The following is a 14,817-nucleotide window of genomic DNA, read 5'->3' as shown; positions in this document are numbered from 1 at the left end:
ATAACTCTTGTAATACAAGATAGTGAAATGAGGTGTAGCCACATGTCGAACACTCAGATGTTAAAAGGAATTCTGGACGGATGTCTTTTAGCCATCATCAACGAAGGAGAAGTGTATGGCTATGAGCTAGCAGAAAAGCTGGAATCATACGGCTTTCAACAGACGAGCGAAGGAACGATCTATCCACTATTAATACGCATGCAAAAAGAAGAGCTAGTTACCACTACGTTAAAAAAATCAACGGCGGGGCCAAGGCGCAAATATTATTCGCTTACCCCTAAAGGTGAGGAAGAACTTCAAGCATTTATTGAGAGATGGAACCAATTAAGCCATTCGGTCGATCACATTTTACAAAAGAGAGGAAGCGGAAAATGAGTGCGCTAAAACATTCGTTAACAGCTGAAAGCCAGGATTTCTTGGATAATCTTAGACTCTATTTATTTTCGAGTGGAAAAAAAGACGAAGAAGTGAAAGAGATCGTAGAAGAGTTGGAAGATCACCTGATTGAAGCGGAAAAGCGGGGGAAATCAGTCTCTCACATCATCGGCCATTCGCCGAAAGCTTATATGGAGCAGCTTTCAAACGAAATGTCATTCGATTTTAAATGGCTCTCTTATCTGCCGATTATTGTTCTCGGTGTTTTTGCTTATATTTTACTGGGGGATACGATAAGAGGGGGCGTGCAATTTACGTTACTTCAAGTGGTTGGTTATCCAGCGGTTTGTATCATACTCGTGCTTTTTTATTTGAAGATGTTCAAATTTTTAGCGAGCACAAAGCTATCTAAATCAAAGACGATCATTACCTATTTTATATTAGGGAGTTTGCCGATTCTGTTCTTTTTAGGTCTTCTGTTTGCAAACGATGCATATGAAACGCCTGTATTCATAAAACTAGGAACAACAGGAAATATAATTGCGGCAATCGTTGCCATCGCCATATTTATAGGGATTTCCTTTTGGAGTAAAACTTGGTTCACGATTGTTATTCCTATCATGCTGTTTCTGCCTGAATTTTTAATCAGTCTGACTTCACTTGATAAAGAAACAAAAGCGATTATGACGTTAAGTGTTTTATTTGTAACGTTTGCTGTCTATTACGCATTTACAATTAAAAGAGCAAAGAATGAGAGCTGAGTTTGAATAATCAGCTCTTTTTTTGATTGTCTGCTAGCAATACAGTTGACCAAACAACGTACTTGCACTGAAAAAGCTTACAATGTTACATTGTGTAAGGCTTTACACAGCGAATAAGTGGAAATACTGTTGATAGATAATGTGATTTTTAATAAAAGTCACTGATAGAGAAAGGAAATTTGATATGAATCTCCAACTTCCAAGTGAAATAAAAGAAAAGCTGCAGCAAGATGCAGCGAAACGATTAGAAAATCTACCGATTGAATATAAAGAATTAATTGGAGAGCCTGGATATACAGCACCTGACGCAGCGTTGATTGAGGATGCGGTGATCGCACTGGCTCTTGGAAAAAATGTATTGCTAAAAGGACCGACGGGTTCAGGGAAAACAAAGCTTGCAGAGCTTCTTTCGAACGTGTTCGGACAACCTCTGCACCAAGTCAACGCTTCTGTCGATCTTGATGCTGAAGCGCTTCTTGGTCATAAGACGCTAAGCTACAGCGAGGGCAAACAAGAGATAGAGTTCATTCCAGGACCAGTCACAAGAGCCGCAGCGAACGGCCATTTTCTCTACATTGATGAGATCAACATCGCAAAACCAGAAACACTGCCGATCCTAAACGGAATGCTTGATTACCGCCGTACGATTGCCAACCCGTTCACAGGCGAAGTGGTTAAAGCACAGCCTGGTTTCAATGTCATCGCGGCGATCAACGAGGGATACATCGGAACAGTACCTTTAAACGAAGCGTTGAAAAATCGTTTTGTTGTGATTGAAGTGCCTTACATTCAAGGTGATACGTTAAAAGAAATGCTGAAAAACCAATCTCAGCAAAAAGACGAAGAGGTACTATCCAAGTTTGTTCAGCTGTCGTCTGATCTGATCGGTCAAGCGAAAGCGGGTCATCTGTCTGAAGATGCCGCATCCATTCGTGCTTTGCTAGATGCGGCCGATCTTTCAGTTTATCTGCCAGCGAAGCGCGCTATTCAGCGCGCCATCGCAGACAAGCTTGAAGATGCGCGTGAACGCGCCCTCGTTGCCAACGTAGCCGCAACCCTGTTCGCGTAAGCTGGGAAATGGGGTCAGACCCCATACAATTTATTTCCCACGACGATTTTGGAGGTTTTCCCTAAATGAAATTCCTAGTATTTGCGGATACGAAGATCGATTCATTTGTTCATATGCAACTGATCGATCTTTCCCGCTCACTCTCAAAAGTGGATAAAATGGACGTTTCGTTCTCGTATCACTCGTACCTCGAACGAAACAGCGGCATCACACACGTCAGTCAGTTCTGGAATCCGTACCCGCGTAATATTCAGCTGGAAGGCTGGAAATCGGATGTTTATTTGCGCAGCTATGGAACTCAGTTTCACACGGACGACCAAGTGATCTGGGACACTTTGAAGCAGCTGAAATCCCATCCTCACCGGGAATTTCTTAAGCAAGTCCTTCTCTTTGCAGAAGACTATCGATTAGAACAGATCTGCGTGAGCGACCGTCCGGGGATGATGCATGCTTTTAAGCTGCGAAAAGAAACGTTTCAGGTTCACTACAACCGTGAGTATCGAAAGCATATTCAGCAAAAGCGTACCCTTGATGCGCTTTTTTGCCATATCATCCTTTTAGCGAATAAACGATTTGTAGCCGTGCCACAAGAAACGCAGGAAATCTATCAAGAAGTGCGATCACTTTTAACAAGACTTACAATGGCAAAATCGACTGAAGATATCGCGGCAATTATTACCGAGATGGCTGCTATCACACAAAAACATACAAACTTAAACGATATGAAAACCGCATACCGCAGTTTTAGCGATCCATCTCCAAACAACAATACAAACGGCGAAACGGATCAAAACTTCAACGACCTCACACGCAACAACGAAACGAAAACGAAGAAAACGATCACGAAAGATGAAGACTCAGACAAGGATAAAGACGATAAAGAAAAAGAGTCTCATTCCTCTTGGCATGATGAAACATCTGACCCGCAGGATTCGTTTTTACAGATGGATCTTGATCAAGGAACAAACACGGATCTGTTAGGAGAAGGTGCGAGGGAAGCCGAGAGTGGTGACGCGGTGTTCGGATCGGTTCAAACGAGCGCTAAAAGTACAGACAACAACGACTTCAACACTCAAAACGAGCATGAAGCCGAAACCGACAACAACCAAAATGGTTCTGACTCTGCAAAACACTTCCCGTACGGAGAAGTGAACAAAAACGTCACTGAACATTTTGTGCCAGCAAAACCGGCAACTCTCGACGAAATCGCACAGTATGACGAATACAACCAAGAGATCGCACCATTCGTTTCACAGCTGAAACAAAACTTTTTAAAAACGATGGAGCACAAACGAACAGCTCCGAGAGAAGATCTGCACTTTGGAAGACTCGGAAAGAAGCTTACAAGACTCGTAACCGAAAAGAACCCCAGACTTTTCCGTAAAAAACAAGAATCTCAACAAGAACTCGACACGACGTTCACGCTTCTCGTCGACTGTTCGGCATCCATGTTCAACAAGATGGAAGAAACGCAAAAAGGGATCGTACTTTTTCATGAAACGTTAAAAGCTCTTAGGATCCCGCATTCTGTAGTCGGATTTTGGGAAGATGCAGCAGATGCTTCAAGTAACGATCAGCCGAACTATTTTCATGAAGTGATCTCCTACCGAAATTCTTTGCATCAATCGGGAGCGCCGATCATTCAGCTTGAGCCGCAAGAAGATAACCGCGACGGATATTCGATCCGACGTATGGGAGAAGAGTTGGCAAAACGACCAGAGCAGCAAAAGATTCTACTCGTTTTCTCAGACGGTGAACCTGCCGCTTTTGATTATGAATCGCATGGGGTACTCGATACACACGAAGCGGTCACTCGTACACGAAAGCTCGGGATCGAAACGATCGGTATGTTCATCGCGAACGGAGAGATCACAGAGGAAGAAGAGAAGTTGATGCAGAACATCTATGGACCGCAAAACGTAGTCGTGCCAAGCGCTTCAGAGCTTGTCGACTATCTCATGCCGGTACTTCGTAAGCTGCTATTCAAATCATTATAAAACGCCAAAACGCCTCGGGCAGCTAACCCCGAGGCGTTTTTTATGTATGTATCAATATTCCAGTAGCTTCAGCCAAGCAAAGATTACTCCAACAAACCCTGTGTAGCTAAAGATCCTAACAGACCACTCTGGTAAGGTCGTCCGAAGCAGGCTTGAAAATATGCCGACCACAACGATCGCGGCAAGTAAGATGTAAATGGAAATGATATCGAACGGAATACGAAAAGACAGCCATTGTTCCATCGCCAAACCTCCTAATAAGGTTAATATCGGTCAAAATGCCTATACATTAAGAACAAATCACGAAAAAAGCTGATTTTTATTGTGTTCGAAAATCAGATTATGAAAGGGAACATCGGGCACCGCATACAGGGCAAACGCATATAGTATGAGTAATTCAGGTGTTAGGAGTGAATGATGTGAATCAACGTGTAGTAGACGTCATTTTAGCTGAAGCAGAAGAAGAATATTTAGCAAATAATAAAGATGGTACCACGTTTGCTGCAGAACTCGCCTTACTCGCCTCGACGCTTGTGACAGCGGGGGATTTTTTAGCAACGTTCAGTGCAGCGATTGCTCTTCGACAAGTGTACATCGATCAAGCAAACGATCTTAAAGACCAGCAAGAACAAGAAGCTCAGATGAAGACATCCAAGATCAGATCTCAGCTTTAAAAAATGAGATTAAAATGCTGAGGGGAAGAAAATAAACGATCTTCCCCTTCGCTATTTCTAAAGTGATCAATCATACTCTTTCTTTTTCCACTCGTCTTCCGGCATCTCGAATTCATCGCTCGAAAATCGTTCTTCTTTAAACGGATCTCCATACATATGAAAGCCGTTCTGCTCCCAAAAGCCTGGCTGATCCTCTTCTAAGAACTCGAACTTGCGAATCCACTTTGCACTTTTCCAAAAATAAAGATGGGGAACGATGAGACGAAGCGGAAATCCATGCTTTTCTGTTAACGGCTTGCCATCAAACGAGTGTGCAAGAATCACATCGTCTTGCAGCAGATCTTGTAGCGGAACATTCGTCGTATAATCGTAATCAGCGTGGACCATCACATATTTTGCTTTAGGGTCCACATTAAAATGCTTTAAAAAATCCGTAAATTTTACACCTTCAAACGCATTGTCGAACCGTGACCATCTCGTTACACAGTGAATATCACGTACTACTGTCGTTTGAGGCATCTTCATGAGGTCTTCAAAACTAAATTCGACACGTTTTCCTACGAGTCCTTCTACAGATAACGACCATTTTTGCATATCATAAAGGGGTACTTCTCCTTCATGAAGGATGGGGAACTTTTTTGTTTCAACCTGCCCTGGAGGCAAGCGATCTTCTAGCTTTCCATCGACTTGTGGGACGCGCATCTTTTTAATGCGGTCTGCTTTGTTAAGGTCCATACATAACATCCTTTCTTTGCCGGTAAAAAAGTTAATACTGCTTTTCTAGATACTTTTGGATGATCCAGGTTGCTCGCGCTCGGCGGAAAAATAGCACCCAAGAAAAAAACGCCCTCTTTTTATAAAAAAGAGGACGAATGGTTTTGTTCACATCCTCTTATCTTTCAGTCTGTAAAACTGTTAGATGTAGCACCGTGCCTAACTAAATAGGTGGTTGCCGGGCTTCATAGGGCTAATTCCCTCCGCCTGCTCGAAATAAGAGACCGATTAATCGGCTTAAAACGATATTAAAAGTTACAACTATTATACAGTCAGGACATGAAAAATCAACTCAAAAGGAGATCAGCCACAAAAGACATCTCACGAGAAATGCCAAGATACAGAACGACCACTCCAAAAAGCGCCGTGCTGATCAAGAAAAAGTATACAATTTTTTCTTCTGCTTCCTTTTCACTCTGCCTTTTTTCCGTTTCAGTCGACTCACTCTTGCCAGAACCTTGAGACGTTTTTTTCTTTTGCTTACTCTTACCTAGACCAAACATAGTTGATATCCTCCGCTCTATACACGAGTTTCTAATAATAGTTTTTCATGGAAAAGCGGATTCTAAACAAAAAACCTCCAGAAGTCTTAAAAAGAAAGACTCCTAGAGGCTATGAAACAACTTCTTGAAAAATTATTGCTGAACGGCTTTTGCTGCATTTACCCGGCCGTTTTGGAACAACGTGCCTGTGCCTGTTACAGGATCAGCTGTATCTTCAAGTGCAGCGCGAATTTGTGATGCATTCTTACCTTGAGCTGCGAGGAGTCCAGCTACACCCGCAACAACCGGTGATGCCATGGATGTTCCAGAGAAACTGGCATACTGATTATTTGGTGTTGTTGAATAGATGTTAACACCTGGCGCTGCGATATCAACCCACGTACCGAAGTTAGAAAAAGAAGCTTTTTGATCGTTTTGATCTGTAGCCGCAACCGCGATCGCGTTTGAATAGTAGGCTGGATAACTAGGCAGTGCAACACCAGAGTTACCGGCCGCAGCCACGACGACGGAACCTTTATTCGACGCGTAGTTTACCGCATCCTGAAGCGTCTGTGTGCCAATTGAACCGCCAAGACTTAAGTTAATAACTTGCGCGCCTTGATCAGCAGCGTAGCGAATACCTTGTGCCACATCATCTAGCGAACCGCTGCCTTCAGCGTCCAATACACGAACGGCTAAAATAGAAGCTTTCGGAGCGAGACCTGCGATTCCTACACCGTTGTTCGTATTGGCCGCTGCGATTCCTGCTACGTGTGTACCATGTTCATTTTCATCGATAGGATCGTTATCATCGTCTACAAAATCTGCACCTTTAATTACTTTTCCGGCTAAATCAGGGTGATTGTAATCAACACCTGTATCAATTACTGCAATCTTTACAGATGATGAACTTTGCGTTGTGTCCCAAGCTTGCTCGGCACCCACTTTTTGAGGAGCGTATTGTTGCTTATATGCAGGGTCGTTCGGAACATAACTCGCATGGAGCGTAACGTTTGGTTCAGCGTATTCCACTGAATCGAGGTTCTCGAAATTTTTAAGCGCATCTGCCACGCTTCCATCAACTTTAACAACGGTAAAGTCTTTCGTCACATCCACAACTTCACCGTCAAACTTTGAAACGGTATGTTCAATAGAACTTGCAGCTGAAACAGAATCTTTAAAGTGTACAATAATTTCCTGTGATGCAGCTTCCTGGATAGCTGATGGTGTAAAAGAAGCTTCCTTCGTACCTGACTCGGCAGCAGAAGCTGGCAGAGCCAAAGAGACTAATAGTGGGACAGATGCGGCAACTGCCACGAAACGCTTTAACATAAAAATCACTCCTCAGATGTATTTACCAAGCGAACTTGGCTTTGGATAGTAAGGAATTCAACAGCATTCTACAAAAACCTTTATTGTTATCTGAAAATAATGATAACTTACTATTATACTGTTGAACGTGAGGCTTTATATCTATGGTTAAAGCGTAACATGTAAAACTATTTTATTATCTTGAGATATGGTTAAGATAGTAAACATTACTTAACGAATCTGTAAAGGTAACATAAAGACGTGACCTGAAACAGAATTATGTAAACTTTTGGAGAAGTCATGTAAGCTAAAAATGAATAGTGAAATTTGAGGAGGAGATAAAAAGTGGCACGTTTACCTGAAGTGAATATTGAAGGAACACCCTTTAAGAAAACCCTTGCGAACGCACCAGGCATTCTAGATGCTTTTCAGCAGATGGATAAAGCGCTGAACGACATACTAGAACCTGAACTTATGGAATTGCTCCGCTTACGAGCGGCCTCAAACAATGGGTGCGACTACTGACAAAGCATGGATTATGGGACTCTGGATGAGTCCTCTAGACAAGCAGCTATTAAAAAAGCAAACGGCGCAGAGTTATCAGCGCGCGAAAAGCTAGCTCTCGAACTCGCTGATCACATCATGGAATATCATGGACAACTGCCAGATGAACTATACAACCGACTGAAGCAACATTTTTCAAAAGAAGAGATCATTGCGCTATTCTTCCAGATCGGAAGTAAAAACGGAGCCAACTGGTTCATTATCGCGATGGGAATAGTAAACGAATAAAAAATTAAACGTCCAGATCACACATGCGATCTGGACGTTATTGTATGTATTATCTATGCTGATCGATCAGGATCAGGTTTCCATCTGGATCTTCAAGTGTCAGACTGGCAGGACCTTCACTTGTTACATCCGCTTCTGTCGATAACGAAATTCCTCTTTCTTTCAGCTGCTTCTGCAGTTCGCGAATGTCAGTGAAATTTTCAAGATTTTCTGCATTCTGGTTCCATCCAGGATTGAAAGTCAGGATATTTTTCTCAAACATACCTTGAAACAGACCGATAACCGTATCCTCATTCTTCATGATCAACCAGTTATGCTCGATGTTGCCACCTAACGTTTCAAAACCTAAGTTTTCATAAAATGCTTTTGAACGGTGGATGTCTTTCACACTTAAACTTACAGAAAACGCGCCAAGTTTCATAAGATCCTCCTTAAAATATCTGATAATTTTACTATAGATATCTTTTCCGCCGATTACAAACTAAAGTAGCACGCGCTTGCCTTATTTTTGAACGAAACTTTTTAATGAAAAAAAACGTATAGAGAAGGAAGAAGAGGAGGTTGAAGATGAATATGTATGAAGGTCGACCAAAACTTCAGATACCTAGAACATGGTTTGAAAACTTTTTAGATATATCGTCAATCACCTTACTTGTCATGGGAACCGTGAGCTTGATCTCAGATTGGGCCGCTATACCAGACACCGTACCTACTCACTTTAACGCAGCCGGAGATCCAGATGGATGGGGAAGTAAGAGCAACCTGTGGATTTTAATCGTAATGGGAGCGGTGACGTGGATAGTGCTTACCGTGTTAGAAAAATATCCGCACATCTACAATTATTTTAACCTAACAGAAGAAAACGTTGAGAGACAATACAAAAACGCACGTGTGATGATCAATGTACTGAAAAATGAAATCTTGATCTTCTTCGTCTATATGACTTGGGCATGCTCGAAAGTTGCAAAAGGAGATAGTGAAGGATTGAGTGTGTGGGTACTTCCCATTTTTATCGTAGGAATCACCGGCTCAATCGCATTTTTCATTGTAAGATCAATTAAATGGAAGTAAAGAAGAGGACGAACTTCATTTATAGAAGTAGAGTTCTCTTTTTTATGAAGTGTGTCTTTTCCTAGAGGACATAATAGCTATTTGTCCGCTGGATAAGGATAGTTATTATTCATAGTTTGGTAATGTGAATTAATTTCACGGATAAGCTTCAAAATTTCACGGTAAGCATTTTAATTTCACGGATAAAATTTTTTATCGAATTTTCGACTCATACCGACAACTGAGACTAAATTGAGCAGCTCATACTTTTAATGAGCTGCTCTAATTTTTGTTTACTGATCTTGATGGTTGCGTGCACGCGCTTCATCAGGACCTTCCATCTTAGTAGCGCCAGAATATTTTAAGTCTTGATCACGGTCAGATTCAACGCGTCCAGACTCGCGTAACTTCTTCTCCTGTCTATCTTTTCCCATAGTAAAACCTCCAATCACAGTAGATTTTCATTAGTATGAGAACTAAAAGAAACTTTTATGTAAAATCTGAAAATATCCCGAAAAAGCCTACCCGAACGTTTAGCTTTTAGAGAAAAGGGAATCCCCTTACTACGAAAAAAATTAATCGAGGAGGACTTAAAATGGTACAAAGTGTAAACACTACAAACGGATATGAAAACGGCATGTATCCTGAAGATGCTTACGGTACAGCGCAACGAGAGAGAGTGGCAGATCCGCAAAAAAGCAAGCTGCTAACAGGAATCGTAATTGGCGGTATCGTTGGTGGGGCACTTGCCTTGATTGATTATAATACGCGTTCGAAAGTGAAGAACACAGCGGTAGGATTGAAGGATAGTTCCAGCAAAATGATTACAGAGGTCAAACAAAATCCAGGTGAAGTGAAAGATCAGATGATCAGCCAGTTCAAAACGGCTAGCACCACCTTGAAAGATGCGATCAATGATGCGCAAGCGCTATACGAGCGTCTCAATAAAGACGTATTCGGCAACATCAACACACTAAAAGAAATCTCCAGTGATGTGGTGTCGACAGCAAAAGAAACGAAAGGCGAACTGGGCAATATCGGTTCGAAATTAAAAGAAGCAGGATCTGAAATTGCAGAGAATCCGATTGGAAACGATAAACTGCACGACTATTCTACTGGATCGGCACAAGAAACGACTTACACAAGAGAAAATGATTCAAACGTCGTTTCAGTCGGAGTGACATCGCAAAACAATCGAAAGAACTTATAAGGAAACGAAAAAACAGCTCTCTGTGGAGATACAGAGAGCTGTTTTTGTTTGTCAGTTTAAATTTTAGTTTCTATATAATAAGTTCTAGCTATTTATGATTTGTCTAATATCATTCAAACGTACAACTTGCTTCGCATCTTCAAAATGCTCTGAATAGTTTTCTGTTACGGAAAAGTCCACAACAGCGGTGTTGGTCAACAATGAAGTAATTTCTCCTTTTAAGCCGTCGAATGTTTCAATAATATCACCGATTTTAAATTCCATGCCTTTTCCTCCAACGTGAATTAATGTTTGTACTATTTTACCATAATTGTGACTAATTTTCCTTTTATTTTTAAAAACTTCTATTTGTTAAGTATTATAGCGAAAGCAAATAAGCATTTCCATTAAAGCGCTTTTATGTAACGCTTCCAATTTTCACTAAATATCACCAAACTATGGACTTGACGAAAGTTATTCAACAGTTATCCACAACTATAGAAAATTAAGCTTTCAGTAAAGTAAAGCTATCCACTGATTTATCCACATTATCCACATTGTCCACAGAAAGGAAAAACCGTCCTCTGAACAACTGCATCAGAAGACGGATTTTTACGGTCGCTTTTTGTAGAGTTTTTTCAAAGAAGTTCGTTCTTATAATTCGATCTCGCTCACTTCACGATCAACAATACGCGCACCTTTTTTGCTCGTATAGTTTCCGCCAGAAGAAGTGAAGATGTTTTGTGCGATTACCGTGTCCATCGCTGCGTTTACAGCTGCAGGGTCAACCGGTTCGATCGGAGCATCCAGACGGATGGTTACCGTTTTGTTCTCTTGGTTAAGAAACTGCAATTCAAGCACTTTGGCCATTGAAATCCCTCCTTTCTTCTATATTTTCCGCGCCACTACTCTTAAGAGTGGATCGCGAAGGAATCGTTTCGCTTAATCATCACAAGCGGATACACTTGAAGTCCTGATAATGCGTTTGCTACCGCATAAAGCTGGTCAGGTGTCGAAGTGGTCTTAACATTAGCGAAGTTCTTATACTTCACCACCGGCTTGTTGTCTGCATCCAAACCACCATCAAGCTCCAAACGCATTGCTGAATCAATCAAAGCTGCTGTCGCCATGTGCCTCACCTCCTTTCACATCATAAGTTCCAGAGAGAAGTGAAAAGGAGCCATGTGGCTAAAAACTTTTTAGATGGTTGTGTAAAACCTACTTTGTGGAGAATAAAATGATTGAATTTTTTATTTAACATAGTGCTCTAAAAACGTTCTGCATCACTGATAAGTTGTTTGAAGTGCAAGGTGCGAGACTCCTGCGGGACAAGCGGTCAGATGAGACCCTTAAGGGCGCGAAGCGGCAGTCCGAAAAGTGGAAGTGACTCGTCCAGACCCGACAAGCAAAAGGTGAATGGCCAGGAAGGCGCACTTTGCCTTTTTGACCATTCAACTTTTGACCTCGAGGGGCTAGTCACTGCAACTAGACAGGAGGCTCACCGCCTGCCCCGCGGAAAGCGAGCAACCTGGAACGGAAATCAACCACCCTCAAGCAACGAAGCCTAAACAAAAGTATTCTACCCACAGCACTTATCCACAATTTTTATTGTTTTACTCAAAATCAACACCTGAATCTTTCAAAATCCTGCATTTCACACAAAAAATCTATCCATTTTCGTAATTCTGCACATGCATTGTGGATAACTATTCAAAAGTTATCAGGCAACTTTTGTCGTTCTGCATCGTTTACCATACAACTTTTCAACAGTTGCACTTTGTTTTACAAAACTCCTCCAATTTATAGTGAAGATACCGCGGAATTCCCCGAATGTGCGCACATTCCAAAAGGAACGATTCCCTTGAAAAACACACCGTTTGAAGAAGTTGCTGCAATGTTTGAACCACTCATCAAATCCCAGATCAAACGCTACCACCTCACAAACCACTTTGATCAATACTATCAAGCTGGTTTACTCGGACTCTGGAAAGCTTATGAAACGTACAACCCGGAAAAAGGGCAGTTCTCCTCGTTCGCCTTTATCCATGTTCGCGGGCGTATTTTACAAGAGTTGCGAAACGAGATGAAGAGGCAGGAGGCAGAGGTCACGCATGATCCGCATAATTCGATAAGTTTTCAACAGCTATCCCATCAAGACCACATTCCTTTTTTAGAAGACGAAACATTGAACCTCTATCTGATGCATCTCACAGAGAATCAGCAGCGGTGGGTCGTACATCGTGTCTTTCATATGAAAACGGAAGCTGAGATTGCAGAAACGTTTGGGGTCACTCTCTATGCAGTGAAATCTTGGAGAAAAGCGGCAATAAAGAAGCTTCGTACAGTTTTAGCTGCCAAATAAAATCAAACTTTCTTACTACGTGATTTGATGGATATAATTTTGGAATTAGGGTATAGTAGAAAACTGTGGGCGAAAAAATTCCTTTTTTACCCATAATAGCCAATAGAGAAATAAGCTGCTATTTTTTTAGAATAACAGTGTAATAAGTTGGTAGGACAAAGCTTATATATTTATTAAGAGGGGGACAATTAAACGATGGAAACACAAGTTAATCAGAGTACTGGAAACAAGAAACGACCGTTGATCATTGGGCTAGCTATTATCGCAGTGCTTGCAATCGGGGCAACTGCATATGCGATGTTCGTTGATCTATCTCCGCGTGAATTGTATTTAAAATCCGAGATGAACACATTTAAAGCACTGAACGAATCTTTTGAAGACAGCTTTGGAGACGCGCTAGCACTTTCTGAAAAGCAAATGGAAGAAGCGTATAAGTCTGAAGCGAGCGTTGGGGTAGATGTTGACCCGGCGATGTTTGGAGCAGGTGGAATGGAAGCAGCGATGATTGGTTCTGTTCTACAAAACAGCGAATTCAAAGTAACAACACAGCATGATCCGAAGAAAGAAGAAGGATCTGTGGGAATGGCATTAACGATGAACGACTCTGACTTAGTGAATGCTGAGTTTTATCAAAACAACAAACAAACGGCTGTAAACGTACCTGCAGCTTACGATAAGAACGTTTACTTCGAAAACAGCAAGTTCGGTGACGTGATGCGTAAGTTCGACCCAGCGTACCAAGGTATGGAAAAGCTTGAGAACTTCTTTAAAGCAGTAGATGGCGACCTAAGTGAAGACGCTCGTGATGAAGCGTTCGAAGAGTTTGCAAAAGTTTACGCGGACAGCGTGAAAGATGAAAACGTAAAGCTAAAAGACGATGTTGATTTTAAGGGTGAGAAGCTTCGCGAGTTAACGGTTTCTCTTTCTGAAAAAGAAACAAAGACAATGCTTGTAAACTTTGTTGAAAAAATTGAAAAAGACGATGATATCCTAGATGCGATCGCTGAACAATCAGCATTGCAAGGCGGACTTCAAACAGGCATGGTAGCACCGACTAGCAGCATGAGTAAAGCAGACGCGAAAAAAGAACTTAAGAAAGTTCTAGCTGATGCGAAAAAAGGAATTAAAGATGACGTACAGATTCCAGGTGGAATGAAGCAAGTGGTTATCATCGATGGCGATGATAAAGTAGTAAGCCGTAACGTAACGATGAAGATAGGTGCGAACGGTGAAGAAGCGGTTCCGATGAACTACAAGTCTGAAAGCTGGACGAAGGGCGATGTAACGAACTCTTCTTGGGTTCTTAACGCAGGTCCTGAAGGCGAAACATTGCTTGTTGATGTAAAAATGGAAAGCGAACCAAAAGGGAAAGACGGAAAGAAGCGCGACATTAAAGCGAAATTCGAGATGACTGAAAACGGTACAACAGAAGGTATCGGGTTCCAAATTAAAGGTGAAGGTACAGATAAGAAGTCAAAATGGACGGCTAATCTTGTTCCTGCTGGCGATTCTCCAATGGAACTTCCAGACGTGACGCTTGAGATCGAGCACAAAGGTGACCAAAACCTTGATAAAGACTTTGCAAACCACGACTACAAAGTAACACTAGTTGGTAACGACGCTACAATGGGCGATATCAACGTTGGATTAAACATCAAAACAAAAACAACGTTCGGCGATAAACTGAAATTCCCTGAGCTTTCAGAAGGAAAAGCAGTAAACGTTGCTGAGATGAGTGACGCTGAAATGATGACGATGATGTCAGACATTCAACGCAACATCGAGAAATTTATCGGTGAAAACGCTCAAATGTTCCAATAGAATGATAATAAGAAGGACAGAGATAACTTAAGATAAAGTTGATCTTTGTCCTTTTTTCTAACTAAGTAGGGTATTTGAAGGAAGTCGGCCGGGCGCGAAATACGTCGAGGATTGTAGACTCGTGGATAAACGGTCGAAACTTTTGGATAAAGTGCTAAAA

General features: G+C 41.7%; 20 protein-coding genes and 1 riboswitch. Of the genes, 11 read left to right on the top strand and 9 right to left on the bottom strand.

What is annotated here, in order from left to right; genetic code table 11:
- The first annotated feature begins 42 nt into the window (after window positions 1-42).
- The 4 genes from ACNJYY_RS20055 to ACNJYY_RS20040 all read left to right on the top strand — a co-directional run bounded on the left by ACNJYY_RS20055 (window position 43) and on the right by ACNJYY_RS20040 (window position 4,202).
- Entirely contained in the window at window positions 43-375 is a 333-nt protein-coding gene (locus ACNJYY_RS20055; RefSeq protein WP_416729860.1) for a PadR family transcriptional regulator, read from the top strand.
- Entirely contained in the window at window positions 372-1,136 is a 765-nt protein-coding gene (locus ACNJYY_RS20050) for an HAAS domain-containing protein (protein WP_416729859.1), read from the top strand. The genes ACNJYY_RS20055 and ACNJYY_RS20050 overlap by 4 nt, the downstream gene beginning before the upstream one ends.
- 184 nt (window positions 1,137-1,320) lie before the next feature.
- The gene (locus tag ACNJYY_RS20045) at window positions 1,321-2,205 is read left to right on the top strand and encodes an AAA family ATPase (protein WP_416729858.1); all 885 of its coding nucleotides are present in this window, start codon (window positions 1,321-1,323) and stop codon (window positions 2,203-2,205) included.
- 65 nt (window positions 2,206-2,270) lie between these two features.
- Window positions 2,271-4,202, top strand: coding sequence for a vWA domain-containing protein (locus tag ACNJYY_RS20040; protein ID WP_416729857.1), 1,932 nt, complete (start codon window positions 2,271-2,273; stop codon window positions 4,200-4,202).
- 51 nt (window positions 4,203-4,253) lie between these two features.
- Here the strand turns inward: ACNJYY_RS20040 and ACNJYY_RS20035 are convergent, their stop codons facing one another.
- Window positions 4,254-4,445, bottom strand: coding sequence for a hypothetical protein (locus tag ACNJYY_RS20035; protein WP_137791032.1), 192 nt, complete (start codon window positions 4,443-4,445; stop codon window positions 4,254-4,256).
- Window positions 4,446-4,621: 176 nt separating this feature from the next.
- Here ACNJYY_RS20035 and ACNJYY_RS20030 point away from each other — a divergent pair, with 176 nt between their 5' ends.
- Window positions 4,622-4,876 (top strand): hypothetical protein, encoded by a 255-nt coding sequence (locus ACNJYY_RS20030; protein WP_416729856.1) that lies wholly within the window; start codon window positions 4,622-4,624, stop codon window positions 4,874-4,876.
- Between the two features lie 66 nt (window positions 4,877-4,942).
- Here the strand turns inward: ACNJYY_RS20030 and ACNJYY_RS20025 are convergent, their stop codons facing one another.
- The 3 genes from ACNJYY_RS20025 to ACNJYY_RS20015 form a co-directional block, all read right to left on the bottom strand.
- The gene (locus tag ACNJYY_RS20025) at window positions 4,943-5,611 is read right to left on the bottom strand and encodes a sulfite oxidase-like oxidoreductase (RefSeq protein ID WP_416729855.1); all 669 of its coding nucleotides are present in this window, start codon (window positions 5,609-5,611) and stop codon (window positions 4,943-4,945) included.
- Window positions 5,612-5,765: 154 nt separating this feature from the next.
- Window positions 5,766-5,873, bottom strand: a riboswitch (SAM riboswitch).
- A 64-nt stretch (window positions 5,874-5,937) separates the two neighbouring features.
- Window positions 5,938-6,153 carry a hypothetical protein gene (locus ACNJYY_RS20020; RefSeq protein WP_416729854.1) on the bottom strand — a complete coding sequence of 72 codons (216 nt, stop codon included), beginning with the start codon at window positions 6,151-6,153 and terminating at the stop codon, window positions 5,938-5,940.
- A 132-nt stretch (window positions 6,154-6,285) separates the two neighbouring features.
- Window positions 6,286-7,464 (bottom strand): S8 family peptidase, encoded by a 1,179-nt coding sequence (locus tag ACNJYY_RS20015; protein ID WP_416729853.1) that lies wholly within the window; start codon window positions 7,462-7,464, stop codon window positions 6,286-6,288.
- A 324-nt stretch (window positions 7,465-7,788) separates the two neighbouring features.
- Here ACNJYY_RS20015 and ACNJYY_RS20010 point away from each other — a divergent pair, with 324 nt between their 5' ends.
- Both ACNJYY_RS20010 and ACNJYY_RS20005 read left to right on the top strand, forming a co-directional pair.
- A complete protein-coding gene (locus ACNJYY_RS20010; protein ID WP_416729852.1) occupies window positions 7,789-7,968 on the top strand; it encodes a hypothetical protein in 180 nt (59 codons plus the stop codon).
- Window positions 7,969-7,974: 6 nt separating this feature from the next.
- On the top strand, window positions 7,975-8,235 hold the full coding sequence (locus ACNJYY_RS20005; protein ID WP_416729851.1) for a carboxymuconolactone decarboxylase family protein: 261 nt from the start codon (window positions 7,975-7,977) through the stop codon (window positions 8,233-8,235).
- A gap of 49 nt (window positions 8,236-8,284) precedes the next feature.
- Here the strand turns inward: ACNJYY_RS20005 and ACNJYY_RS20000 are convergent, their stop codons facing one another.
- Window positions 8,285-8,656 carry a VOC family protein gene (locus tag ACNJYY_RS20000; protein ID WP_197221603.1) on the bottom strand — a complete coding sequence of 124 codons (372 nt, stop codon included), beginning with the start codon at window positions 8,654-8,656 and terminating at the stop codon, window positions 8,285-8,287.
- 146 nt (window positions 8,657-8,802) lie between these two features.
- Here ACNJYY_RS20000 and ACNJYY_RS19995 point away from each other — a divergent pair, with 146 nt between their 5' ends.
- Complete coding sequence (locus tag ACNJYY_RS19995; protein WP_416729850.1) at window positions 8,803-9,306, top strand: DUF1648 domain-containing protein; 504 nt, start codon at window positions 8,803-8,805, stop codon at window positions 9,304-9,306.
- A 272-nt stretch (window positions 9,307-9,578) separates the two neighbouring features.
- Here ACNJYY_RS19995 and ACNJYY_RS19990 read toward each other — a convergent pair whose 3' ends face one another.
- Window positions 9,579-9,719: a YpzI family protein gene (locus tag ACNJYY_RS19990; protein WP_082861516.1), complete on the bottom strand. Its 141-nt coding sequence runs from the start codon at window positions 9,717-9,719 to the stop codon at window positions 9,579-9,581.
- Between the two features lie 161 nt (window positions 9,720-9,880).
- Between ACNJYY_RS19990 and ACNJYY_RS19985 the strand changes: the two genes are divergently transcribed.
- The gene (locus ACNJYY_RS19985; RefSeq protein ID WP_416729849.1) at window positions 9,881-10,495 is read left to right on the top strand and encodes a hypothetical protein; all 615 of its coding nucleotides are present in this window, start codon (window positions 9,881-9,883) and stop codon (window positions 10,493-10,495) included.
- Window positions 10,496-10,579: 84 nt separating this feature from the next.
- Here the strand turns inward: ACNJYY_RS19985 and ACNJYY_RS19980 are convergent, their stop codons facing one another.
- The 3 genes from ACNJYY_RS19980 to ACNJYY_RS19970 all read right to left on the bottom strand — a co-directional run bounded on the left by ACNJYY_RS19980 (window position 10,580) and on the right by ACNJYY_RS19970 (window position 11,604).
- Window positions 10,580-10,759 carry a DUF2187 domain-containing protein gene (locus ACNJYY_RS19980; RefSeq protein ID WP_066398675.1) on the bottom strand — a complete coding sequence of 60 codons (180 nt, stop codon included), beginning with the start codon at window positions 10,757-10,759 and terminating at the stop codon, window positions 10,580-10,582.
- A gap of 369 nt (window positions 10,760-11,128) precedes the next feature.
- A complete protein-coding gene (locus tag ACNJYY_RS19975) occupies window positions 11,129-11,344 on the bottom strand; it encodes a DUF2922 domain-containing protein (protein WP_066398672.1) in 216 nt (71 codons plus the stop codon).
- Window positions 11,345-11,385: 41 nt separating this feature from the next.
- Window positions 11,386-11,604, bottom strand: a complete 219-nt coding sequence (locus ACNJYY_RS19970) for a DUF1659 domain-containing protein (protein WP_066398669.1) — start codon at window positions 11,602-11,604, stop codon at window positions 11,386-11,388.
- 731 nt (window positions 11,605-12,335) lie between these two features.
- On the opposite strand from ACNJYY_RS19970, the gene ACNJYY_RS19965 reads away from it, so the two are divergent.
- Both ACNJYY_RS19965 and ACNJYY_RS19960 read left to right on the top strand, forming a co-directional pair.
- The gene (locus ACNJYY_RS19965) at window positions 12,336-12,836 is read left to right on the top strand and encodes a sigma-70 family RNA polymerase sigma factor (RefSeq protein ID WP_416729848.1); all 501 of its coding nucleotides are present in this window, start codon (window positions 12,336-12,338) and stop codon (window positions 12,834-12,836) included.
- Window positions 12,837-13,031: 195 nt separating this feature from the next.
- Window positions 13,032-14,657 (top strand): hypothetical protein, encoded by a 1,626-nt coding sequence (locus tag ACNJYY_RS19960; RefSeq protein WP_416729847.1) that lies wholly within the window; start codon window positions 13,032-13,034, stop codon window positions 14,655-14,657.
- Window positions 14,658-14,817 lie beyond the last annotated feature (160 nt).

Source organism: Fictibacillus tiangongensis (assembly GCF_048083785.1).
Lineage (GTDB): Bacteria > Bacillota > Bacilli > Bacillales > Fictibacillaceae > Fictibacillus.
Note: the sequence above shows the minus strand (reverse complement) of the source record. Positions and strands in the feature narration are given on the sequence as shown.

Excerpts from the sequence above, each read along its gene's own strand:
- ACNJYY_RS20055 (WP_416729860.1), top strand. The coding sequence starts at position 43 with ATGTCGAACACTCAGATGTTAAAAGGAATTCTGGACGGATGTCTTTTA.
- ACNJYY_RS20050 (WP_416729859.1), top strand. The coding sequence starts at position 372 with ATGAGTGCGCTAAAACATTCGTTAACAGCTGAAAGCCAGGATTTCTTG.
- ACNJYY_RS20045 (WP_416729858.1), top strand. The coding sequence starts at position 1,321 with ATGAATCTCCAACTTCCAAGTGAAATAAAAGAAAAGCTGCAGCAAGAT.
- ACNJYY_RS20040 (WP_416729857.1), top strand. The coding sequence starts at position 2,271 with ATGAAATTCCTAGTATTTGCGGATACGAAGATCGATTCATTTGTTCAT.
- ACNJYY_RS20035 (WP_137791032.1), bottom strand. The coding sequence starts at position 4,445 with ATGGAACAATGGCTGTCTTTTCGTATTCCGTTCGATATCATTTCCATT.
- ACNJYY_RS20025 (WP_416729855.1), bottom strand. The coding sequence starts at position 5,611 with ATGGACCTTAACAAAGCAGACCGCATTAAAAAGATGCGCGTCCCACAA.
- ACNJYY_RS20020 (WP_416729854.1), bottom strand. The coding sequence starts at position 6,153 with ATGTTTGGTCTAGGTAAGAGTAAGCAAAAGAAAAAAACGTCTCAAGGT.
- ACNJYY_RS20015 (WP_416729853.1), bottom strand. The coding sequence starts at position 7,464 with ATGTTAAAGCGTTTCGTGGCAGTTGCCGCATCTGTCCCACTATTAGTC.
- ACNJYY_RS20005 (WP_416729851.1), top strand. The coding sequence starts at position 7,975 with ATGGATTATGGGACTCTGGATGAGTCCTCTAGACAAGCAGCTATTAAA.
- ACNJYY_RS20000 (WP_197221603.1), bottom strand. The coding sequence starts at position 8,656 with ATGAAACTTGGCGCGTTTTCTGTAAGTTTAAGTGTGAAAGACATCCAC.
- ACNJYY_RS19995 (WP_416729850.1), top strand. The coding sequence starts at position 8,803 with ATGAATATGTATGAAGGTCGACCAAAACTTCAGATACCTAGAACATGG.
- ACNJYY_RS19990 (WP_082861516.1), bottom strand. The coding sequence starts at position 9,719 with ATGGGAAAAGATAGACAGGAGAAGAAGTTACGCGAGTCTGGACGCGTT.
- ACNJYY_RS19985 (WP_416729849.1), top strand. The coding sequence starts at position 9,881 with ATGGTACAAAGTGTAAACACTACAAACGGATATGAAAACGGCATGTAT.
- ACNJYY_RS19980 (WP_066398675.1), bottom strand. The coding sequence starts at position 10,759 with ATGGAATTTAAAATCGGTGATATTATTGAAACATTCGACGGCTTAAAA.
- ACNJYY_RS19975 (WP_066398672.1), bottom strand. The coding sequence starts at position 11,344 with ATGGCCAAAGTGCTTGAATTGCAGTTTCTTAACCAAGAGAACAAAACG.
- ACNJYY_RS19970 (WP_066398669.1), bottom strand. The coding sequence starts at position 11,604 with ATGGCGACAGCAGCTTTGATTGATTCAGCAATGCGTTTGGAGCTTGAT.
- ACNJYY_RS19960 (WP_416729847.1), top strand. The coding sequence starts at position 13,032 with ATGGAAACACAAGTTAATCAGAGTACTGGAAACAAGAAACGACCGTTG.